The organism is Desulfosporosinus cupriresistens, assembly GCF_001707885.1.
GTDB lineage: Bacteria > Bacillota > Desulfitobacteriia > Desulfitobacteriales > Desulfitobacteriaceae > Desulfosporosinus.
The window spans coordinates 22,099-45,189 of the sequence record NZ_MASS01000014.1; the positions used below are offsets into that span (position 1 = coordinate 22,099).

Here is a 23,091-nt window from a genome sequence, read left to right on the forward strand (position 1 = left end):
AAGAGTTTGCTGATTTTACTTACGTAAGATGTCTTTTTCGTGTCACACTGCGTCCCGCAGGCTTGAAAATTGAAACAGATAACTATTTAGTGTACAATAATAAGGTTGAAGGTATTTATTGGGAGGAAACAGCTTTGCAAGAAGACAAAGACAAACAAATTCAGGACCCTAGTGATAGTTATAATGCAGGGCAAATCGAAGTTCTTGAAGGACTAGAGGCTGTTCGTAAACGTCCCGGAATGTATATTGGTACGACGAGTAGCAGAGGCCTTCATCATCTTGTATATGAAATAGTCGATAACAGTATTGACGAAGCTTTAGCCGGTTTTTGTAATCAAATTGATGTCTTTATTCATGTAGACAATAGCATCACCGTTGTAGATAATGGTCGTGGAATTCCAGTAGATATACATCCTAAAACAGGTTTACCCGCTGTTGAAGTTGCTTTAACGGTATTACACGCTGGTGGAAAATTCGGTGGAAGTGAAAGTGCTTATAAAGTTTCTGGAGGTTTACATGGAGTAGGCTTAAGTGTTGTGAATGCTTTATCAAAATGGTTGGTTGTAGAGGTATCTAAAGGCGGACATGTCTATCATCAGGAGTATGCGATTGGAAAACCAACGTCGAATTTGGTTAATATCGGAATTACTGAAAGCTGTGGGACAAAGATATCTTTTGTTCCAGATGCAGATATTTTTGAAGATACAGTTTATGATTTTGATATTCTAGCGCATCGCCTAAGAGAACTGTCTTTTCTAAATAAAAGTGTAACAATTAACTTAACGGATGAAAGGACTAACGTTAAAGAAACGTTTTTACATACAGGTGGAATTCAGGATTTTGTTCGTTATCTTAATAAAAACAAAGATTGCCTACATCCTCAACCAATATTTATTGAAACAATTAAGGATTATGTTCAGGTTGAAGTCAGTATGCAATATAATGACGGGTATGCTGAAAATCTATTTTCGTATGCTAATAATATTAATACCCAAGAAGGTGGAACGCATGAAGCTGGCTTTAAATCTGCTTTAACGCGTGTGGTTAATGATTACGCCCGTAAAAATAATATCATTAAAGCCGCTGATTCTAATCTGACCGGAGATGACATCCGGGAAGGATTAACTGCCGTGATTTCTGTCAAAGTGCCTGACCCTCAGTTTGAAGGGCAAACAAAGACAAAACTGGGGAACAGTGAAATACGTGGTATTGTGGACTCTGCAACGGGAGAAGGATTAAGTACTTTTCTTGAGGAGAACCCAGCGATCGCCAGAAAATTTATTGATAAATCTGTTCAAGCAGCCCGAGCGCGTGATGCTGCCCGTAAAGCACGGGAATTGACACGACGTAAGAGTGCTTTAGAGGGAACTTCTCTACCTGGTAAACTTGCGGATTGTTCATGGAAAGAACCGGATCTGTGTGAAATGTACCTCGTCGAGGGTGACAGCGCAGGTGGTTCTGCCAAACAAGGACGAGATCGACGGTTCCAGGCCATATTGCCTCTACGTGGGAAAATTATCAATGTGGAAAAGGCAAGACTGGATAAAATATTGGAAAATGCAGAAATACGAGCCATGATTACCGCAATGGGCACAGGAATTTCCGATGAGTTTGATATAGAAAAAGCGCGTTATAATAAGTTGATCATTATGACAGATGCTGATGTTGACGGCGCCCATATACGGACACTCTTACTAACCTTCTTTTATCGCTATATGCGGCCTTTAATCGAAAACCATTATGTTTATATTGCGCAACCCCCTCTTTTTAAGGTAAAGAAGGGGAGAGATATTCAATATGCTTATTCGGATTTCGAACTTGGTAAAATTCTTGAGAAAATTGGTAAAGATAAAGTTGAAATCCAGCGTTATAAAGGCTTGGGAGAAATGAATCCAGAACAGTTGTGGGAAACAACAATGGACCCAGCGAAGCGCACGATCTTACAGGTAACGATGGAAGACGCTATTAGGTCTGAAGAAATGTTTACGGTATTAATGGGAGACAAAGTCGAACCGCGCCGAGACTTTATTAATCTCCATGCTAAAGATGTACGCAATATAGATGCTTAAAGGAGTGCTCATTCATGTCGGATGAAATACTGGGAGGAAAAGTTCTTCCTGTTGAAATTGCTGATGAAATGCGAAAATCGTTTATTGAGTATTCGATGAGCGTTATAGTTAGCCGTGCTTTGCCCGATGTTCGAGACGGGCTCAAACCGGTGCATCGCAGAATATTATATACCCTTCATGAGATGGGTCTGACTCCTAATAAACCCTATAGTAAGTCAGCACGTCTTGTCGGGGATTGTATGGGTCAATTTCACCCTCACGGGGATAGCTCAATTTATGATGCTGTGGTACGAATGGAGCAGGACTGGGCTAGTCGTTATCCGCTCATTGATGGACATGGAAACTTTGGTTCTATTGATGGAGACTCTGCGGCTGCTATGCGTTATACTGAGCTTCGTATGGCGAAAATTGCGTCCTATATGTTGGCTGATATTGATAAGGATACCGTCGATTTTACCCCTAACTATGATGAGAAACAAGATGAACCGACTGTATTACCTGCTAAATTTCCCAATTTGCTTGTTAATGGTTCATCAGGGATTGCAGTAGGAATGGCAACGAATATTCCTCCTCATAATTTAAATGAAGTTATCGAAGCGACTATTGCCCTACTTGATAACCCAGAGTTATCAATTGATGAATTGATGAACTATGTCAAAGGTCCCGACTTTCCAACTGGTGGAACAATTATGGGTTATGAAGGGATTAGGTCTGCCTATACGACAGGAAGAGGTTCGATTAAAACACGAGCAAAGGCATATATTGAACCTATGGAGAAAACAGGGAAAAATCGAATTGTCGTGACAGAAATCCCCTTTATGGTCAATAAAGCTAGAATGGTTGAGAAAATAGCTGAACTTGTGCGTGATAAAAGACTAGATGGTATTACTGATTTGAGAGATGAATCAGATCGATCAGGGATGCGTATTGTGATTGAATTAAGGCGTGATGTCAATCCGCAAGTTATTTTGAATCAACTCTATAAACATACTCAGTTAGAAGATACGTTTGGCGTAAATATGCTTGCTTTGGTAAATGGGCAGCCGAGGACTCTTACACTTAAAGATATGATTCATTATTTTATAGAACACCAAAAGAACGTTATTGTTCGGAGAACCCAATTTGAACTTAATAAAGCGGAAGCAGAAGCGCATATTATCGAAGGATTGCGCATTGCACTTGACCATATTGATGAGGTTATAGAAACCATTCGTTCTTCCGCTGACGAGGCGACTGCTCGAGAAAATCTTACAATTCGTTTTGGTTTGAGTGAAAAGCAGGCTCAAGCTATAGTTGATATGAGGTTAAAGCGTTTAACTGGGCTTGAACGAGAAAAATTAGAAAACCAATATCAAGAACTGATGAATACCATTGCCTATTTAAAAGCGGTTCTTGCCTCGGAAAGTATGGTAATTGGGATAATTAAAACTGAACTGACTGAAATCAATCATAAATTTGGCGACGAACGAAGGACACGCATCACGGTTGATGTCAGCAAGATGGATATAGAAGATCTCATTGCTGTAGAAGACGTAGTAGTAACAGTAACCCATTATGGGTATATTAAGCGATTGCCTCTGAATACTTATAAGAGTCAGAACAGAGGGGGCAAAGGTGTCCACGGGATGGCTACAAAAGAACTAGATTTTGTGGAACATCTTTTTACGACAACAACGCATCATCATATTCTATTCTTTACATCTCAGGGTAAAGTGTACCGTTTAAAGGCTCATGAAATTCCAGAGGCTAGTAGAATTGGCAAAGGAACTGCGGTTATAAATCTTCTGAATTTAAGCCAGCATGAGATGATTACGGCAGTCATGGCGATAAAAGAATATAGTTCCGATTATTTTCTAATTACCGCTACGAAAAAGGGTATAATGAAGAAGACTGCTCTGAAAGAGTACGATTCATCACGGCGTGATGGACTAATTGCTTTAACCCTTGATGAAGGTGATGAACTTATTGGTGTTAAACTAACCCAGGGGTTAGATGATATTCTTCTTGCTACACGAAATGGAATAGCGATTCGCTTTGCGGAATCTGACGTACGATACATGGGACGTACAGCCCGAGGGGTAAAAGGGATTACACTTGATGAAAACGACGTGGTTGTCGGTATGGATGTAATCGGCGATGAAGGCGAGCTCTTGACCATGAGTGAAAACGGGTTTGCTAAACGTACCTATCTCAATGAATTCCGTGTTCAAGGACGTGGAGGCAAGGGAATCATTGGTATGAAATTGAATGAGAAGACAGGTTCATTGGTTGGAATCAAGGTTGTTCAAGTAGAAGATGAATTGATGGTCATTACGAATAACGGTATTATGCTCCGGATTCAGGTTTCAAGTATCTCTAATCAAGGTCGTTCCGCACAAGGGGTGTTGGCCATGAGAACCGGCACAAGTACTGTTGTAGCGATGGCCAAGGTTTTGATGAAAGATGAAGAAGAAATTGATGAGACCGAAGATCTGGATGGCTCTGAAGAAGAGGATTAAATTGACAAAATTCGAGCTAAGTGTTACCATGTCGAAGGTAAGAACCAGACATTGACTGATAAAATAATGGTACAGGCATAAGTTGACATATTCTCCCTAAAAAGCAAACCATACTTAAGATGAAGTTTAAGTTACAATAATCTTAACTGTTTTAAAATAAGGAGGAAATAAAATTGACTGATATTAGTTCTTTGAAGGTCAAAACAGGGCTCGCAGAAATGCTAAAAGGTGGCGTCATCATGGATGTGACGACTCCTGAACAAGCTATTATAGCAGAAGAGGCTGGAGCATGTGCCGTAATGGCTTTAGAGCGTGTCCCTTCGGATATTCGAGCTGAAGGTGGAGTAGCCCGCATGGCAGATCCTTCAATCATACAAAGTATCATGGCAGTGGTTACTATTCCTGTCATGGCGAAAGCACGCATAGGGCATTTTGTAGAAGCCCAAATTTTAGAAGCATTAGGTGCTGATTACATTGATGAATCTGAAGTATTAACACCTGCAGATGATGCTTATCATATTAATAAGCATGACTTCAAAGTGCCCTTTGTTTGTGGGTGTCGTAATCTAGGAGAAGCCTTGCGTCGAATTGGAGAAGGGGCTGCAATGATTCGTACTAAAGGAGAACCTGGAACTGGTAATGTTATTGAAGCTGTTCGACATATGCGTACAGTTATGACCGATATACGTTCGTTAACCTTAATGCCAAAAGAAGAACTGATGACAGCTGCCAAAAATATGGGCGCGCCTTATGAATTGGTTTTATATGTCGCTGAACACGGAAAATTACCAGTTGTTAACTTTGCTGCAGGTGGTATTGCTACGCCAGCTGATGCCGCACTGATGATGCACCTTGGAGTAGATGGTATTTTTGTTGGTTCTGGAATCTTTAAGTCCGGTGATCCTAAAGCACGTGCTAAGGCAATTGTCTTAGCAACAACACACTATAAGGATGCAAAACTTCTTGCAGAAATTTCTAAAGATTTAGGACAGCCCATGTCAGGAATTGAAATTTCTACTTTGGCTGATTCTCAGCGTATGCAAGAACGGGGTTGGTAAAAATGAAAAAGTGTGTTGGCGTTTTGGCGCTGCAAGGCGCTTTCCGCGAGCACCGGCAGGTTTTAGAGCAATTGGGTTGTGATGTTGTTGAAATACGAAAAACAAGCGATCTTGAAGGAATTCATGGACTGATTATTCCAGGTGGGGAAAGTACGACTATTGGTAAACTGTTAATGATCGATGAACTAGGTGAAAAGATCAAGGAGCTTGGCGCTAAGGATTTACCTATTTTTGGGACATGCGCAGGCATGATCCTCCTTAGTAAAACTATTATTAACAGTGATCAATATTCATTGAACCTTATGGATACCGTTGTAGAACGAAATGCGTTTGGTAGGCAAGTAGCAAGCTTTGAAACCGATCTTTTTGTTCCTGCCATGGGCTCTAGTTCTTTACGGGCAGTATTTATTCGAGCTCCTTATCTGCAGGAAGTAGCACCAAATGTGGGTATTTTGGCGGAGTATGAGGGCAAGATAGTTTTTGCCCGACAGGGAAATCTATTAGCGAGTGCTTTTCATCCAGAACTTACCCCAGACCAAAGGGTTCATAAATACTTTTTGGACATGATTGATGAACATTGGACGAAGTAAAAACGTTTTATAACTGCATCTAAGTTCAACTAAGACTACGCTAGCGCCCGTGGGTCCTTTCTGGCCGTCACGTCGCCTTGCCATCACGACACCTAGCCATCCTGCAAGAAGGCTAATACGTGCGAAGACAGTGTCTTCGGGCGGTGTTTTTATACCTTGAACAACTTTGTTTGAGTCTTGGCGGCGCTCTAAATCGGATGTCCTGTCAAGTCATGGCTTCAGGGACACTCGGCCATCCTTGGCCAGCGCTTTGGCGCTAGCCAAGTTTTTTTTATACTAATCCGAAAGTAAACTTTTCGTTCGATACTTTCAGGAAACAGAAGTACAACTAAGGCTGCCGCCTTTGCTAAAGCTTGCAAGAAGGTTAACACGTGTGAAGACAGGTGTCTGCAAGAAGGCTAATACGTGCGAAGACATTGTTTCGCGCGGGCGCCAGCCGAGTTTTCTCTATTGGCATGGGAGGTTTTTTTAACATGTTGGATCTTAAGTTTGTTCGTAACAACCCTGAAGTGGTTAAGGAAGCTTTGGAAAAGCGTCACGTATCAATTAGTTTAGACCACTTCTTAAGACAAGAAGAAGATAGACGCAAATTGCTTTTTGAAGTTGAGACTTTAAAAGCCCGTCGCAATACAGTCTCTGAAGAAGTTGGGCGCTTGAAAAGGACCGGGGAAAATGCGGAAAGTCTTGTTTTAGAAATGCGTGAGGTAGGTCAAACTATTAAAGATTTGGAACTAAAATCAGCAGACATTGTGCAAGAGATGGAAAGAGTGCTCTATGAGATTCCGAACATCCCTCATGCTTCGGTACCAATTGGTCCAGACGAAAACTCTAATGTTCAAGTTCGTTCATGGGGAACTCCTCGCCATTTTGAATTCGAGCCAAAAGCTCATTATGAGATCGGCGAAAAATTGGATGTTTTAGATTTCGTCAGAGCAGCTAAAGTCACAGGTGCACGCTTTACCTTTTATAAAGGTTTAGGTGCTAAGCTTGAACGTTCCCTTATATCGTTTATGCTTGATCGACACACCTCAAAGGGATATACAGAAATACTTCCACCATACTTGGTTAATCGCACTTCAATGATTGGTACAGGTCAACTTCCAAAATTTGAGGACGACGCATTTAAAGTTGCCGGGACAGAGTATTTCTTGATTCCTACGGCAGAAGTGCCTGTCACAAACCTATATCGTGAAGAAATCTTAGACGGAAGTCAATTGCCGATTCATCACTGTGCCTATAGTTCATGTTTTCGTTCTGAGGCTGGTTCTGCAGGACGGGATACCAGAGGATTGATTCGCCAACACCAATTTAATAAAGTAGAGCTAGTTAAGTTCTGTTTACCTGAGAATTCCTATGAAGAACTTGAATTGTTGACTAGAGATGCTGAAAGTATTCTTCAAGAATTAGAACTTCCTTATCGTGTTATGGCGTTATCAACAGGTGATCTCGGGTTTACTTCGGCGAAGACATATGATTTGGAAGTGTGGCTACCGAGCTTCAATACCTATAGAGAAATCTCTTCTTGTAGTAACTTTGAAGATTTCCAAGCTCGTCGCGCTAACATCCGTTTTAGAAGAGGTCCTAAAGATAAACCAGAGTATCCGCATACTTTAAATGGCAGCGGATTAGCCATTGGGCGTACAGTTGCTGCTATTATGGAGAACTACCAGGATGATGATGGTAAGGTGCGTGTTCCTAAAGCACTACGGCCTTATATGGGCGTTGAATATATTGGATAATGGGTTGGATGATTTACCCATTTGATAAATACAGTGATGTACCAGAAACTTAGTTGTATTTATCTAATATATATGATATACTAATTTTCGGTTGTTTAACTTGGAGGGGTGTCCGAGCGGTTTAAGGAGCCGGTCTTGAAAACCGGTGACTTCGTAAGGGGTCCGTGGGTTCGAATCCCACCCCCTCCGCCAATTTCGAAAATCGATGTTCGAAGCTCGGTGTTCGAGTCAATGTGCTTCCTATGGATTTTTAACTATTTTTGCGCTTGTAGTTCAGCTGGATAGAGCGTCAGACTTCGAATCTGAATGTCGGGGGTTCGAATCCCTCCGAGCGCACCATTTAATCAATGTTATGTGCGATATTCGAGGATCGAAAATCGCACATTTAGCGACTTGTAGGCGATTTTTACCTACCTTACCTCAGATGATTATCTAAATTAATTTTCTTTGACAATCACAAGGCCTCGTAGCTCAGGCGGATAGAGCGGGGGTTTCCTAAACCCTGTCTTGCGGAGGTTCGACTCCTCCCGGGGTCACCAAAATCGAGGTATATATGTTTCATCAAGATTGGATGCATCTTGCACTCGTGCAAGCTCAGATGGCTTTTGAACAAGGAGAAGTTCCGATCGGAGCAATTATTGTTCATGATGGTCAAGTAATCGCCGCAGCTCATAACGAAAAGGAGCAGAGAAACGATCCAACAGCTCATGCTGAGGTCTTAGTGATTCAACGAGCGACTGAAGTATTAGGGAGTTGGCGTTTATCCGATGCTGTCTTATATGTAACGTTAGAACCTTGTCCGATGTGTGCTGGAGCAATCCTACAGTCCCGTTTAAAGCAACTTGTTTATGGCGCGATGGATCTAAAAGGCGGAGCTACAGGTTCAGTAATGAATGTATTGGACTACAAGCTATGGAACCACCGCGTAGATATTGTCGCAGGTGTTCTGGAAGAAGAATGTGTTGATATCTTAAGAATGTTTTTCAGGAAATTGCGTTGAATCAGTTATCGGAGCATGAAGGCTAGGCGTAAGCCAAGTTTTCTATATATGGAGAGATGGTTGAGTTGGTCGAAGGCGCTCGACTCGAAATCGAGTAGGGCCTGTGAGGGCTCTCGTGGGTTCGAATCCCACTCTCTCCGCCAATTACATAGAAATAAAGGGTCTTTGTGGATTTACGCAAAGATCCTTTTATTATTAAGATCATTTCCATTACATAAAATAATTTCCAGAGTAGAAAACGTAATGGCCGGGTAAATAAAGATAGTAATAATGAAAATTGGAAGGAGGTCGTCAGTAATGGGTTTTACAAAATATATTATTATAAGTAAATTGTCGGGAATTAGAAATATATGGAGTGTAGTTAATCGAGGAATTAAACTAAAGGATTCCTTGATAATAAGTCTTTTAGGGGGTCTAATAGGCACAATAGCAATGGATATATCTAATCTCTTACTATGGAGAACCAATAAGACTGATATGCTTTATGGACATCTTTCAGGTTCCATAATTATGAGGGGCTTCAGAACGAACCGCACAGAGAATTTTGCGCTTGGACAGATTCTACACATGGTTACAGGTGCGGCACTTGGGATACCGATCTATCAAATGCTCAAACGCACAGGAAAAGATCACCATATTATTAAGGGCGCCTTTGCCGGCACGATGGCTTGGGGCATTTTATATAATTTTGGTCAACGGGCCAAACTTTTTTCAAGTAAACCACATATGACAAGAAGTCACTTTAGTGTGCCTTGTGGCATAATATTCTCTATGGCATAACTACTGCTCAAGCAGTCGTTTCGTTGTCTGATTCATCATTGTTAACTCAAAATGTTCAAATAGCTCAAGACCAGAATACATCCCAAGATCAATTAGATACTTCATGGGCTAATGCTAATATTTCAGATCAAAATACGAATGACTATTCAAATCCTGTAATACAACATTAATGGAAACTATTAATTCAGTGAAATTCCTTGGTGGGAGGAGAATAACATATAATAAGGGGGTCTTCGCCAAGGCGAAGGCCTTTCTTTTATATTAAAATTTTGTGAGAGTAAAAGAAGTAAAGGTACTGGTGATGCTCACGATTAGCAGTCAAAATATAAAAATATAGGTTAAAATTTAAAGTGGTTAATAAGAGAAAACTTGTTCTTCTTTTAGGAGTTGCTATCTTAAATTACATAAATTGATATGAACTAATGTTTGCAATGTAATCTTTGACATATGAAGCTAAGTTATTACAAATTATCATTGAAAAATTATTGTTATACGACAAATTTCTGCCAGTAGTGGAGGTACAATTGAAATAGTTAACTTATATTAATTGTTAAAGGGAGGCTTGTATTTGTATTACAACTTTGTTACTAATGTTCTAGTGGTCTTATTTTTTTGCGGCTTTACTATTTGGACAGACCTATCACTCAAGAAGAAATACTCGCCTTACATACTAGGTATTATGTTTGGTCTGATTACGATTTTTGTAATGCACGGTAGAATAACGGTTGTCGAAGGCCGATTTTATGACTTTAGACATGTTACCATGACTATGGCTGGTTTTATAGGTGGTCCAGTAACTGCATTGATAGCTGCTTTAATTAGTTGTCTATACCGGTATAATGTGGGCGGAAGTGGTTCGATGGGCGGTATTGCGAGCATTACCACTTTTGCTTGTTTTGGAAGTATCTTAGGTAGATATTTAAGGAACAACCAGAATGGAAAGAAAGTATTGTTTTGGTTGGTAATCGGCATTGTCATGGCGTTTGTTTTAATATTCATTATTGCCTTTATACCTCCATGGAAGAGTAATTTGGCAAAGATTCTTGGAGTTGTTGCTGCTCCGTATCTAATTATAACTCCGTTGGCAACGACCATAATATTTAACTTCTATTTCTGGACCTATGAATTTTTTGCTAAAGCAGCAATGCTGAACGCTATAGTAAACTGCAGTCCGTTAAATATAATAATTTTTGATGGCCTTGGCCCCATATTGTCCAGTAAAAATACAAAGACTCAACTCCAGTGTTACCCTTATATTAAACACCCCAATCTATTACTGGACTCCGATTCAACTTGGTTGGATACAACAAAACAACAACACAAAGAAATTACGACAGAAGACGGAAGACACTTTACTGCTGACTTGTCTAATTTTCAGATGCCTAGTAGTAAATACGCATGTGTAGCAATTGTTAACGATGTTACTGAAATAAAACGAATGCAAACAGAAAGGGTTGAACAACTCAGTAAACACTTAAAATTAGAAGCAGAACTTTCTCGAAGTAACCAGCTTATTGCAGATATTATCAATAATATGCCTGATGGGTTCTATGCTCTGGATAATCAATGGCGTTTTACATTTGTTAATAAAAAGGCAGAGGAGTTATTATTAAAAAAAAGAGAAGAGCTTTTGGGTAAAGTTTTAGGGGATGTAATCCCTCAAGTCCAGGGATCTATACTCGAACTGAATTATCAGAATTCAAAGAATAATTACCTACCCATGACGTTTGAATATCTTAGCTTCTTACATCAAGACACATGGTACCAAGTTAATGTATATCCCTCTTCGCTTGGAGTGTCAGTTTATTATACAGACGTTACTGAACGAAAATTAGCACACGAAAAGTTGATTAAATCTCAAGATGCAATGACCTCTATTCTAGAAAGTATGACAGACTGTTTTTATGCTATTAATAGAGATTGGCAGTTCTCCTATATTAATCGTGCAGGAGAAATAGTTTTTGGTAAATCTCGTAATGAATTGTTGGGCAAAAAAATGACCGAAGTATTTAAGGTCAATGATGCCGCCCTATTACGTTACCAGGAAGTAATGAACGAGAATAAATCGGTTAATTTCGAAATTATTTCTGAGGCTCTAGGCAATAAATGGTTTGAGGTAAATGCTTACCCTACAGAAACTGGAATGACATGTTATTTCCGAGATATCACAAGCCGTAAGAGAACAGAAATCGAAATTGCTAGACTTGATCGACTCAACCTTGTGGGGCAATTAGCCGCCGGAATAGGACATGAAATAAGGAATCCGATTACTACTGTGCGTGGTTATATCCAACTGTTAAGTTTAAAACCTGATTATGAAGCTCAGAAATCTACTTTTGAGCTAATGATTTCGGAACTAGATCGTGCAAACTCAATTATTACGGAATTTCTCTCTCTGGCGCAAACAAAACAAACTGAGTTGAAATCCCAAAACCTTAACCATATTTTCGATAATTTATATCCTCTTTTAGAAGCCGATGCTTTTAACCAAAATAAACAAATCTGTTACATTCCAGCTGAGGTTCCCAACCTAGAACTAAATACCAAAGAGATTTCCCAACTGATTCTTAATTTAACCCGCAATGGACTGGAAGCAATGCAGGAGAGAGGTTGTCTAACTGTTAAAATCTATTCACATGAAGGCAAGGTTGTGCTTGCAATTGCCGATGAGGGCAGTGGAATTTCGCAAGAAAATATTAGTAAACTAGGAACTCCCTTTTTCACGACGAAAGAAAATGGAACTGGGTTGGGGTTGGCAACATGCTATAAAATTGCAGACTCTCATAACGCTAAGATCCACATTGACTCTACTCCTAGAGGGACAACATTTTTTATACTATTTCCTATTCCAAATAAGGAGCAGGAACAAAACGAAAGGATCGCCTAGTAGGGATTCTCGACCATCTGTGGCCCAACGTATCTAGGTAACTAAGTTACATTCGCCCTAGGGTTTAGGAAATAGCCGAGTTTCATGTGATACTTGATTATAATTTGATATAATAATCTTGGAGGTGTGATAGATTTGAAAGATTTTTTATTTAATCAACTAAAGGTCGTACGAACTAACACAATTAACGCAGTGAAGGAACTCAGTGAAAGCCAAGTGGATTCTGTACCTGAAGGGTTTAGCAATAACATCCGTTGGAATCTAGGTCATGTTTATCTAGTTCAAGAACGATTTGCCTTCGGCTTCACACAAGAACCAATACAAATGCCGGACGGATTTACAGATTTGTTTGGAAAGGACACTAAACCCTCTGAGTGGAAGATACAACCACCAACATTGTCGGAGTTAATTAAGTTATTAGACGATCAAACAAATCGAATCAAAGAAAAATTACTTAATCGGTTGGATGAAGCTGTTGTCAACCCATTAACCATGCCTTCAGGTTTGACCTTAAAGACGATTGGCGAGTTTCTTACATTTTCTATGTATCATGAAGGTATGCACGTTCAAACTATTAAAATGTTGAAAAAGTTTAGCTCATAAAGCTGCACACTATTGTGTAGAAAAAATCCCTAGCTTTCCTTAACTTTAAATGAGGAGCTAGGGATTTTAATTCGCTACCTTGTTTAAATCTTCACATTCCTGTACAGACTATTATTAGAGTAAAAGATGCCTTAAAGAAACTCTAATAAAGAGAGCAAATACAGATGTTCAGGAGAGAGAGGTTTAGGCTTATGAAAATAGTACGGATTATAGTAATTTTAATTGGAATTTTAGCAATTGGATCTTTCTGGAGGCCTATCAGTGAAGGACGTGCGATAGAGCTCTCTAATATCAATGAAACTTCTGATGAAGAGACACTCGCTTCAACACCAGATCAATTGATTCGGTTTCATGTTCTCGCGAATTCGGATAGTGAACAGGATCAAGCATTGAAGCGAGCTGTTAGAGATGCCATTCTAAAAGCGGTTTCTCCTCAGTTAGCAGTTTCTAAATCATTAGATGAATCACGGCAAATTCTTAAAAAAATTAGACCAAATATGGAGGATATTGGACGTTCGGTAGTGAAGGCTTGGGGTAAGGATTATTTGGTGCATACACAGTATGGTCATTTTAGCTTTCCTACGAAATCCTATGGTTCATTGGTGCTACCAGCTGGAGACTATGAAGCATTACGTGTTGTGATAGGAGAAGGGCGAGGATCGAACTGGTGGTGCGTGCTTTTCCCTCCTCTTTGCTTTATTGATATTGATCATTCTACGGCTGTTCAAGTTGATGGAAAGCCGGGTACTCCAATTAATAACAAATCAATAGATCAACCGCTAAAACGAACAGCAAGCTCCACATTAGGTACACCAAAGGTACGTTTTTATTTCTGGGAAATGATCAATCGAATTTTAGGCTGATATACGCATTACACTTTCGGGATGTTTTTGCCATGATAGATTTCTGCCATTTCTTTGTTTAATCGTTGTTTAATTTTTTTCTTTTCTCGAGGCAGGAGCTCTTTCTTGGCCATGCCGAACAAGTAATTATCCAAATCAAAGTCCTTTAACATCATCTTAGTGTGAAAGATATTTTCCTGATAGACATTAACATCAATCATTTGATATAGGTCTCTCTGTTCTGTGGACAGATAGTTTTGAATGGAACTTATTTTATGGTCAATAAAAAATTTCTTACCATTCAGATCTCGAGTAAATCCTCGAACTCGGTAGTCAACAATAGCAATATCTGGAGAGAAACTATCGACGAGGTAATTTAGCGTTGTTAGGGGAGAAATTTTACCACAAGTGGAGACATCGATGTCTGCTCTAAAGGAACTAATCCCTTTATTAGGGTGACTTTCTGGATAAGTGTGAACGGTGATATGGCTTTTATCTAGATGAGCAACAACAGCCGTAGGCAAGGGACCCGTTAGATCTAGTGCTTGAGCTCCAGATAGAGGCTCTTTCTCTTGTTCCTCAGAAATAAGCATAGTGACACTTGCCCCTTGAGGATCATAATCCTGCTTAGCTATATTTAGGATATGTGCTCCAACGATATCAGCTACATCAGTAAGAATCCGGGCAAGACGGTCTGAATTGTATTCTTCATCAATGTATTCAATATAGGCTTGACGGTGCTCGGTTGATTTCGCATAGCAGATATCATACATGTTAAAACTTAGGGTTTTTGTAAGATTATTAAAACCATATAGTTTGAGTTCCTTTAGTGGTTTAATTTCCATTGTGCCCTCCAAAAATTGATTGAACTATTTGATTAAAAGGAGATATACAGGATACTCTACGATAATTAAGGTAAAAATATTCAGTATCGTCTTAGATGCACTTAAAACAGCTATAATTTTTAAGATAAAAATTCAGAATGGCTTGTAATATTAAGCAACATTGAAATTAACATATATTTACATTAGATTAACTATTGACGAACCTGTAACTTTACGATATAATCTCTCTTGTTCACTAAATTAGCGAAATATTAATAGTGTTTTAAGATTTGAGGGACATGGAGAGGTGGCTGAGTGGTCGAAGGCGCCCGCCTGGAAAGCGGGTACATTGGGCAACCGGTGTCGAGGGTTCAAATCCCTCTCTCTCCGCCATTTTAAAAGATTTAGGTGCAACTAAGGCGACCGCCGTCGCCTGTGGGCTTGGCGCTAGCCAAGTCTTCTATATTTTGCTATAATTGATTTAGCCGTACTAGATGGGGAGGTAGCGGTTCCCTGTAACTTGCAGTCCGCTCTAGCAAGGTGGAATTCCCGCGATAGGTCCTCGCCTGTGAAGCTGTCTTTGGTTGGCGGCGATGAGATTTTGGTCTTACGCAACAGGACACTCCGAACCGTGTCAGATCTTGACGGAAGCAGCACTAAGGAGAGCGTTTTGTGTGCCGTAAGGTTGCCTGAATCGAGTTTGCTGACCAAGGTAACGTTCGGAGGCGATGGTTCGATCAAGGGTGTACGGCTATTTATGAATAAGATAAAGGTGGTCAACGTACCATCTTTTTTGGTATATGGCACACTCTATGCATGAGGGTGAAAGTATGGCTTATTTGGCACTTTATCGTGAATGGCGTCCAAGGAAGTTTAAAGACATCGTAGGGCAAGGGCATATTACAAAAACATTGGTTAATGCTCTAAAACAAGAAAAGATTGCGCATGCGTACTTATTCAGTGGACCAAGAGGTACTGGTAAAACAACTGCTGCGAAAATCCTAGCAAAAGCCTTGAATTGTGAAGAGCGGGATGGGGAGGAACCTTGCAATCATTGTGTTTCCTGCCTCAGTATTGACCATGGTTCAGCCATGGAAGTTTTTGAGATTGATGCCGCTTCAAACCGTGGAATTGATGAGATTCGCGATCTGCGTGAAAATGTTAAATTAAGTGCGATACAAGGTAAACATAAAGTTTATATTATTGATGAAGTACATATGTTAACAACAGAGGCTTTCAACGCCTTGCTAAAGACACTAGAAGAGCCTCCTGCACAGGTTGTTTTTATCTTAGCAACAACTGAGGTTCAGAAAATACCTTTGACAATTCTCTCGCGTGTACAACGTTTTGAATTTCATCGAATCTCTATAGAAAATATCCAAAAACGATTGCTTGAAGTATGCATGTCTCTAAATCGGCAGGTCAATCCCAGTGCCTTAGTGGTAATTGCTCAAAAATCAGAAGGAGGCCTTCGGGATGCCTTAAGTATTCTAGACCAATGTCTCCTTCAGAATGACCCGATTGGGGTGGAAGAAGTGTATCAGGTACTGGGGATGGTCGGTGAGACCTTTAGTGCTCAGTTAGTTGAAGCGCTAATCACCTCTGATTACGCTAAGAGTTTGAACTTTTTAACAGAAGGTATTCAACAAGGTCGTGATCCTCGGCAGATTATCAGAGAACTCTTGGATTATCTTCGTCAAATGCTCTTAACCGGTGCTACAGGAAAAATACCTTTGGTTGCACCCCATATTAAGGACCAGCTGGTTAAACAGAGCCAACTGGTTGGAATCTCTCGAATGTTGCGTTGGATCTCCATTCTATTACAAGGAGAAGGTCAGCTCAAATATGCGTCTAACGCTCGGTTGGCTGCCGAACTCTTATTAGTTCAGACCATTCATGAAAGTGAACCAACGTCGACTAGTGGCCAGGAAGCAATTTTAAAGCGATTATCAGACATGGAACAACAGATCCATGGGGCACGTTTAGTACGCGAAGTAATTCCTGAAAGGAAATCTCCTGTCAGCTCTAAAATAAATCCAACTCCGAACAATCTAAGCCCGTCTCCAAAGACACCCAAAGCAGAGGTCAAAACAGTTGATTCAGGTAACACCGCGGAAGAGGCCAAACCCAACCTAAGAATAGAGGAGATTCAAGGGCGCTGGAATGACGTTTTGGAACAAGTCAAAAAGCGCAAGAAATCAACTCAGGCTTTTTTGCTGGAAGGAAAACCGATTCAACTTGAGGGTAATACCTTGACGATACTCTTTCGCGAGGGATGTTCCTTTCATAAGGACAAAGTAAGCCAAATCGAAAATCGACAGACGATTGAAGATGTCCTAAAACAGGTATTCGGAATTTCCTTAACCTTGCAGAATTTTATGGAAAATGAGTTCCAAAGCAAGGATACACCTGATAGCCAAGAGTTGAAGACTCAAGAACAGACCTTGATTAATAAAGCCAAGGACATGTTCGGAGCGGATCTAGTGGTTGTCAAAGAGGAATAATATTAAAATAGTTTAGGGGCTTTTATCATAGATAAAGTAAACGATAAAATAGTGGATAGGATGTGTGTTAAAATGGCAGGTTTAAAAGGAATGGGCGGCGGAATGGGTGGCAATATGAGCCAAATGTTAAAGCAGGCTCAAAAGATGCAAGAGGATATGGCAAGAGTACAGGAAGAACTTCAGACTAAAACAGTCGATGCCTCCTCTGGCGGTGGAATGGTTCAGGTCGTCGTGAGTGGGAAAATGGAATTAGTTGAGTTGAAAATTAAACCTGAAGCCGTTGATCCAGAGGATGTAGAAATGTTGGAAGATCTGATTAAAGCAGCTTTAAACGAAGGGTTTAGAAAGGCCCAAGAAATGGCTAGCAATGAAATGGGTAAACTGACCGGTGGCTTAAAGATCCCCGGATTGTTCTAGGCGATCTATGGATTTCTTACAATACCCACAACCTTTGGCAGACCTTATTAGTAGTTTGGCTCGCCTCCCGGGAATTGGACCTAAAACAGCAGGGCGGTTGGCCTTTTACCTCATTCAACAACCCCGAATTTCAGAGGATTTAGCACAGGCAATCGTTGTAGCTAACCGAGATATTAAGAAGTGTTCCATATGTTCGAACTTTACTGATCAAGACCCTTGTGGACTCTGTCAGAATACGCAAAGGGATCAAACATTGCTCTGTGTTGTTGAGCATCCGCGAGATGTTGTGTCCTTAGAGAAAACTAGAGAATTTAAAGGTCTTTATCATGTTCTTCATGGTGTCCTCTCGCCAATGGATGGTATTGGGCCGGAGCAATTAACCGTCAGCTTACTCCTGAAACGTTTAGACGGAATAGGAGAAGTCGTCATGGCCCTGAATCCTACGGTAGAAGGAGAGGCAACGGCCTTATATTTGGCTCGCTTGCTAAAACCTTTGGGAATTAAAGTAACTCGGATCGCACATGGTTTACCCGTGGGTGGAGATCTGGAATATGCCGATGAGGTAACCATTGCCCGGGCTTTAGAGGGACGAAGACAACTCTAATCCGGTCATTAATAAAAAGCGTGTTCACTGATAAGTAAAGAATTCAGTGAGCACGCTTTTGTTCTTTTGGTTCTAGCTAGATATTCGTTAGAAACTTTTATCTAACTTAGAGTTCTTCTTTGTCCAACGAGTGCATATTTATGGACTAGCACGGGACGAGGAGGAAAATGCATGACCCTGATCTTTCTTGGTCTGCTTATCTTGCTAATAGGATTAGTTGTTCGTTCTACTCTTGGTAGGCCTAATTTATTTTTGAAGATTGTTATTCATATGTTAGGAGGAATCGTCGGCCTTTGGTTGTTCGATTTTCTGCTTAGTATTCTTGGATTTGCAGTGCCCATTAATTTATTTACGATTACCTTGGTTGGGCTTTTAGGGTTTCCTGGAGTTTTGGCCTTAGTTGTGCTGCAGTTTTTAGGAATCTGATTATGTAGATCTTTCAGTGCTGCTTAGGGGTAAGGAAATTGGAAGTGAAGCGTATCTGACTTATAATACTTGACAAAATATGTATTCACAGGTTATATTAATTATGTATATTGGCACTATTCAGAATTGGACTGAATTAGGTGCCATAATTTTTTCTTATGCCATTGATTTTTTGGCGATTTTGTGAGATAAGGCGAGTTATAAACCAGATAGCTTGTTGTAGAAGTGCTGCTGTTATGCTATGCTGTTATAAGACAGGGAAGACGGATGATTGATAATATTCTGAAATAACAGAAGGGAATCATCCTACATAATCCCAAAAATTAAAATAAGCACATGATTAGGAGGATAAAAATAATGGCAAAAATGAAAACCATGGATGGTAACGAAGCGGCCGCTCACGCGTCGTACGCGTTTACGGAAGTCGCCGCAATCTTCCCGATCACTCCCTCCTCGACAATGGCTGAATTGGTCGATGAATGGGCTGCTTTTGGGAGAAAAAATGTATTTGGACAAACGGTTAAGGTTGTGGAGATGCAATCCGAGGGGGGGGCTGCTGGTGCAGTACACGGTTCACTCCAAGGCGGGTCTTTAACTTCCACTTACACAGCTTCACAAGGCTTATTACTAATGATTCCTAACATGTATAAAATTGCTGGTGAGCTTCTACCCTGCGTATTTCATGTGAGCGCTCGTGCCTTGGCAACCCATGCACTTTCAATTTTTGGTGATCATCAGGATGTTATGTCTGTGCGGGCGACTGGTTTCGCTGAGCTTGCTTCAAATAACGTGCAAGAAGCTATGGACCTAGCTTTTATCGCTCACCTCACCACGATTAAAGCTCGTGTACCGTTTCTTCATTTCTTTGACGGATTTCGTACTTCTCATGAAATTCAAAAAATTGAAGTTCCTGAGTATGAGGATGTTGCTCAACTATTAGATTGGGAGGCTCTTCAAGGTTTCCGTGACCGTGCTTTGAATCCAGAGCATCCGGTATTGCGTGGATCAGCTCAAAATCCTGACATCTACTTTCAAGGCCGTGAAGCTTGCAATCCTTTCTATGCTGCAATTCCTGATTTGGTTGAACATTATATGCAGGAGTATAAGAAACTTACTGGACGCGAATATCATCCTTTCCAATACTATGGTGCCGAGGATGCAGAGTATGTCATTGTGACAATGGGTTCGATTTGTGACACGGTTGAGGAAACCATTGATTACCTCTTGGCCAGAGGGGAAAAGGTTGGGGTTGTTAAAGTTCACCTGTACCGTCCGTTCTCCAGTGAATACTTCTTCAAAGTGTTGCCAACAACGGTTAAGAAGATTGCAGTGTTAGAGCGCACCAAAGAACCAGGCTCATTAGGTGAACCTCTTTATTTAGACATTAAAGAAATTTTCTACACTAACGAGATTAAACCAGTAATTGTTGGAGGCCGTTATGGTTTAGGTTCTAAAGATACGACTCCTTCTCAAGTACTGGCTGTATACAAGAACCTCAAGTCTGAAAGTCCTAAAAATGGCTTTACCATTGGGATTGTAGATGATGTTACCCATACTTCCTTAGCTGAAGACGAAATCATTGACACTGCCCCGGAAGGAACAATTTCCTGCAAGTTCTGGGGTCTGGGTTCAGACGGAACTGTTGGAGCTAATAAGCAAGCCATTAAAATTATTGGAGATCACACTGAACTTTATTCTCAAGCATATTTCCAATATGACAGTAAGAAATCCGGCGGAAACACGATTTCCCACCTCCGCTTTGGTAAGAAACCTATTAAATCTCCCTATTATGTTACTGGCACAAATTATATTGCTTGTTCCAATCAAACGTATGTTTATAAATACGATCTTTTAAAAGGCCTTAAGAAAAATGGCATTTTTGTCCTGAATTGTAACTGGTCGGCTGAAGAACTGGCTGAAAAACTTCCAGTCGCTATGAAGCAATCCATTGCCAAAAACAATGTCAATTTCTACATTATTGATGCAATAGCAATTGCTAATAAACTTGGTCTCGGTTCGCACATTAACATGATCATGCAAGCGGCTTTCTTTAAATTGGCAAACGTGATTCCTGTCGAAGAAGCTATCAATTATCTGAAAGCTTCGGTCGTAAAGGCCTATGGCAAAAGCGGTCAAAGCGTGGTGGATATGAACATTGCAGCAATTGACCAGGGTGTGTCTGCCTTTGTAAAGGTTGAAGTACCAGCGTCATGGGCTGATGCAGACAATGCTCAAGCTCAAGCTGCTGCGGCAGTCGAAGAGCCTGCTTACATTAAGAATTTTGTTCGTCCAGTTAGTGCTTTAGAAGGCGATAGCCTTCCGGTCAGCATATTCTCAGGCAGTGAGGACGGAACGGTACCGCTGGGAACTTCTGCTTACGAAAAACGTGGTATCGCTGTCATCGTCCCAGAGTGGCAGGTAGAAGTATGTGTCCAATGCAATCAGTGCTCTTTCGTTTGCCCTCACGCGGCGATTCGTCCGTTCTTAATGAACGAGGAAGAAGTTAAAAACGTTCCGGAAACATTCGCAACCAAGAAAGCAACGGGTAAAGGGACTGAAGGCCTCCAGTTCCGTGTTCAAGTGAGTCCTCTGGACTGCACTGGGTGTGGTAATTGTGCAGAAGTTTGTCCGGCTAAAGGAAAGGCCCTTATCATGAAGCCAGCGGATGAGCAAACTGAACTTCAAGCTAAAAATTGGGAGTATGCTACGACCATACCAAATAAGGGTAAGTATTTCGAACTCAGTTCAGTTAAAAACAGCCAGTTTGCTCAGCCTTTACTTGAATTTAGCGGAGCATGCCCAGGCTGTGGTGAGACTCCATATATTAAACTTATCACCCAACTCCACGGTGATCGCATGATGATTGCTAATGCAACGGGCTGTACTTCTATTTGGACTGGAAGTGCCCCTGCAGTTCCCTATACGACCAATGCGGAAGGTAAAGGACCCGCTTGGGCCAATTCGTTGTTTGAGGACAACGCCGAGTTTGGTTATGGTATGTACGTGGGCGTTAGCCAACTCCGCGAAAAACTTGTCAGTTTGATGGAGCAAGCATTAGAGATGGATATTGATGGCCAGTTGAAAGAGGCTTTCCAAGAATGGCTCAGCGGCTGGAATGACGCAGAGGCCTCTAAAGCAGCAGCAGCTAAGATCCTTGCCGCTCTTCAAGGATACGCTGGGGACAACAAAGTCCTCGCTGAAATCTTGGTTAAAAAAGATTATCTCATTAAAAAATCTCAGTGGATTATCGGTGGAGATGGCTGGGCGTATGACATCGGATTTGGAGGATTAGACCACGTCTTAGCATCCGGGGAAGATGTGAATGTGCTTGTCGTTGATACGGAAGTCTATTCTAATACTGGCGGACAATCCTCCAAAGCGACGCCATGTGCCGCTGTAGCTAAGTTTGCGGCAGCAGGTAAGAAGATCCGTAAGAAGGATCTTGGTGTAATTGCTATGAGTTATGGTTATGTTTATGTGGCGCAAATCGCCTTGGGCGCGGACATGGCTCATACCCTCAAAGTTATGAAGGAAGCAGAGGCTTATAAAGGACCTTCTTTAATCATTGCTTATGCTCCATGCATAAATCATGGTATTAAAGCGGGAATGACTAAGAGCGTACAAGAGGCAAAGAAAGCGGTTGAGTCCGGTTACTGGCATCTCTATCGTTTCAACCCGGATTTGATAGATCAAGGCAAGAATCCATTTAGCCTCGATTCTAAAGAACCTACGAGTTCCTTCCGTGATTTCATTATGGGTGAGGTTCGTTACTCTTCCTTGCAGAGTGCCTTCCCAGAAAGTGCTGAGGATCTCTTTGTGGGTGCCGAAAAATATGCCAAGATTCGCTATGAATCTTACAAACGTCTTGCTGACCAAAAGTGGGACTAAAATCTAGTTGAGAAACAATTTAATAGATTTGTTTAAAAGAGCAGGGTAACCTGCTCTTTTTGCATTAGAATATGGTTATAAAGAATAAGTAAAAATTACCAAATCTTTAAATTATGATCATTGACGAATAAAACAATAAAGGATATACTAATGTCTTCGCAGGGAGGACTCCTTGGAAAGAACTAAGGAGTTCCCACGGTCTATTCTTATACTATTTATTAAGCTATTCTGTTTGTGCGAACGGTATAAAAGATATAGATTGTGAATTATATTTTTTTTGTAGAAATGCGAATGTTATGCTATGCTATATAAGAGAACGGTCAGGTGGTCAGACCATTGATCCTCAACCAAATTGTTTAACT

At 40.7% G+C, this 23,091-nt stretch carries 17 protein-coding genes, 5 tRNA genes and 1 other RNA gene; 22 read left to right on the forward strand and 1 reads right to left on the reverse strand.

Annotated elements, in window-relative coordinates; genetic code table 11:
* The first annotated feature begins 134 nt into the window (after window positions 1-134).
* From gyrB to spoIIR, 15 genes are all read left to right on the forward strand, one after another.
* Window positions 135-2,069, forward strand: coding sequence for a DNA topoisomerase (ATP-hydrolyzing) subunit B (gyrB, locus tag DSBG_RS07720; protein WP_068963589.1), 1,935 nt, complete (start codon window positions 135-137; stop codon window positions 2,067-2,069).
* A 14-nt stretch (window positions 2,070-2,083) separates the two neighbouring features.
* The gene (gene gyrA, locus DSBG_RS07725; protein ID WP_068963590.1) at window positions 2,084-4,567 is read left to right on the forward strand and encodes a DNA gyrase subunit A; all 2,484 of its coding nucleotides are present in this window, start codon (window positions 2,084-2,086) and stop codon (window positions 4,565-4,567) included.
* A 173-nt stretch (window positions 4,568-4,740) separates the two neighbouring features.
* Window positions 4,741-5,625, forward strand: a complete 885-nt coding sequence (gene pdxS / locus DSBG_RS07730) for a pyridoxal 5'-phosphate synthase lyase subunit PdxS (protein WP_009624675.1) — start codon at window positions 4,741-4,743, stop codon at window positions 5,623-5,625.
* A 2-nt stretch (window positions 5,626-5,627) separates the two neighbouring features.
* Window positions 5,628-6,215 carry a pyridoxal 5'-phosphate synthase glutaminase subunit PdxT gene (gene pdxT, locus DSBG_RS07735; RefSeq protein ID WP_068963591.1) on the forward strand — a complete coding sequence of 196 codons (588 nt, stop codon included), beginning with the start codon at window positions 5,628-5,630 and terminating at the stop codon, window positions 6,213-6,215.
* 119 nt (window positions 6,216-6,334) lie between these two features.
* Window positions 6,335-6,475 carry a hypothetical protein gene (locus DSBG_RS22990; RefSeq protein ID WP_176716219.1) on the forward strand — a complete coding sequence of 47 codons (141 nt, stop codon included), beginning with the start codon at window positions 6,335-6,337 and terminating at the stop codon, window positions 6,473-6,475.
* Window positions 6,476-6,688: 213 nt separating this feature from the next.
* Window positions 6,689-7,954 carry a serine--tRNA ligase gene (gene serS / locus DSBG_RS07740; protein ID WP_068963592.1) on the forward strand — a complete coding sequence of 422 codons (1,266 nt, stop codon included), beginning with the start codon at window positions 6,689-6,691 and terminating at the stop codon, window positions 7,952-7,954.
* Between the two features lie 102 nt (window positions 7,955-8,056).
* A tRNA-Ser gene (locus tag DSBG_RS07745) sits at window positions 8,057-8,146 on the forward strand.
* Window positions 8,147-8,216: 70 nt separating this feature from the next.
* Window positions 8,217-8,293 (forward strand) — tRNA-Arg (locus tag DSBG_RS07750).
* A gap of 121 nt (window positions 8,294-8,414) precedes the next feature.
* A tRNA-Arg gene (locus DSBG_RS07755) sits at window positions 8,415-8,493 on the forward strand.
* 14 nt (window positions 8,494-8,507) lie between these two features.
* The gene (gene tadA / locus DSBG_RS07760; protein ID WP_068963593.1) at window positions 8,508-8,954 is read left to right on the forward strand and encodes a tRNA adenosine(34) deaminase TadA; all 447 of its coding nucleotides are present in this window, start codon (window positions 8,508-8,510) and stop codon (window positions 8,952-8,954) included.
* Between the two features lie 50 nt (window positions 8,955-9,004).
* A tRNA-Ser gene (locus tag DSBG_RS07765) sits at window positions 9,005-9,097 on the forward strand.
* Window positions 9,098-9,251: 154 nt separating this feature from the next.
* Window positions 9,252-9,734, forward strand: a complete 483-nt coding sequence (locus tag DSBG_RS21730; RefSeq protein ID WP_176716220.1) for a hypothetical protein — start codon at window positions 9,252-9,254, stop codon at window positions 9,732-9,734.
* A 547-nt stretch (window positions 9,735-10,281) separates the two neighbouring features.
* The gene (locus DSBG_RS07775; protein ID WP_242877472.1) at window positions 10,282-12,621 is read left to right on the forward strand and encodes a PAS domain S-box protein; all 2,340 of its coding nucleotides are present in this window, start codon (window positions 10,282-10,284) and stop codon (window positions 12,619-12,621) included.
* 126 nt (window positions 12,622-12,747) lie between these two features.
* On the forward strand, window positions 12,748-13,224 hold the full coding sequence (locus DSBG_RS07780; protein WP_242877474.1) for a DinB family protein: 477 nt from the start codon (window positions 12,748-12,750) through the stop codon (window positions 13,222-13,224).
* Window positions 13,225-13,415: 191 nt separating this feature from the next.
* Complete coding sequence (gene spoIIR / locus DSBG_RS07785; RefSeq protein ID WP_068963595.1) at window positions 13,416-14,087, forward strand: stage II sporulation protein R; 672 nt, start codon at window positions 13,416-13,418, stop codon at window positions 14,085-14,087.
* 8 nt (window positions 14,088-14,095) lie between these two features.
* Here the strand turns inward: spoIIR and speD are convergent, their stop codons facing one another.
* Window positions 14,096-14,911 (reverse strand): adenosylmethionine decarboxylase, encoded by an 816-nt coding sequence (gene speD / locus DSBG_RS07790; protein WP_068963596.1) that lies wholly within the window; start codon window positions 14,909-14,911, stop codon window positions 14,096-14,098.
* A gap of 280 nt (window positions 14,912-15,191) precedes the next feature.
* On the opposite strand from speD, the gene DSBG_RS07795 reads away from it, so the two are divergent.
* The 7 genes from DSBG_RS07795 to nifJ all read left to right on the forward strand — a co-directional run bounded on the left by DSBG_RS07795 (window position 15,192) and on the right by nifJ (window position 22,729).
* A tRNA-Ser gene (locus DSBG_RS07795) sits at window positions 15,192-15,283 on the forward strand.
* Between the two features lie 92 nt (window positions 15,284-15,375).
* Window positions 15,376-15,641, forward strand: an RNA gene (gene ffs, locus DSBG_RS07800) — signal recognition particle sRNA large type.
* 79 nt (window positions 15,642-15,720) lie between these two features.
* The gene (gene dnaX, locus DSBG_RS07805; RefSeq protein WP_068963597.1) at window positions 15,721-17,394 is read left to right on the forward strand and encodes a DNA polymerase III subunit gamma/tau; all 1,674 of its coding nucleotides are present in this window, start codon (window positions 15,721-15,723) and stop codon (window positions 17,392-17,394) included.
* Window positions 17,395-17,466: 72 nt separating this feature from the next.
* Window positions 17,467-17,811 carry a YbaB/EbfC family nucleoid-associated protein gene (locus DSBG_RS07810; RefSeq protein WP_009624684.1) on the forward strand — a complete coding sequence of 115 codons (345 nt, stop codon included), beginning with the start codon at window positions 17,467-17,469 and terminating at the stop codon, window positions 17,809-17,811.
* A gap of 7 nt (window positions 17,812-17,818) precedes the next feature.
* Window positions 17,819-18,415, forward strand: a complete 597-nt coding sequence (gene recR / locus DSBG_RS07815) for a recombination mediator RecR (RefSeq protein WP_068963598.1) — start codon at window positions 17,819-17,821, stop codon at window positions 18,413-18,415.
* Between the two features lie 171 nt (window positions 18,416-18,586).
* A complete protein-coding gene (locus tag DSBG_RS07820; RefSeq protein WP_068963599.1) occupies window positions 18,587-18,841 on the forward strand; it encodes a pro-sigmaK processing inhibitor BofA family protein in 255 nt (84 codons plus the stop codon).
* A 357-nt stretch (window positions 18,842-19,198) separates the two neighbouring features.
* Complete coding sequence (nifJ, locus tag DSBG_RS07825; protein ID WP_068963600.1) at window positions 19,199-22,729, forward strand: pyruvate:ferredoxin (flavodoxin) oxidoreductase; 3,531 nt, start codon at window positions 19,199-19,201, stop codon at window positions 22,727-22,729.
* Window positions 22,730-23,091 lie beyond the last annotated feature (362 nt).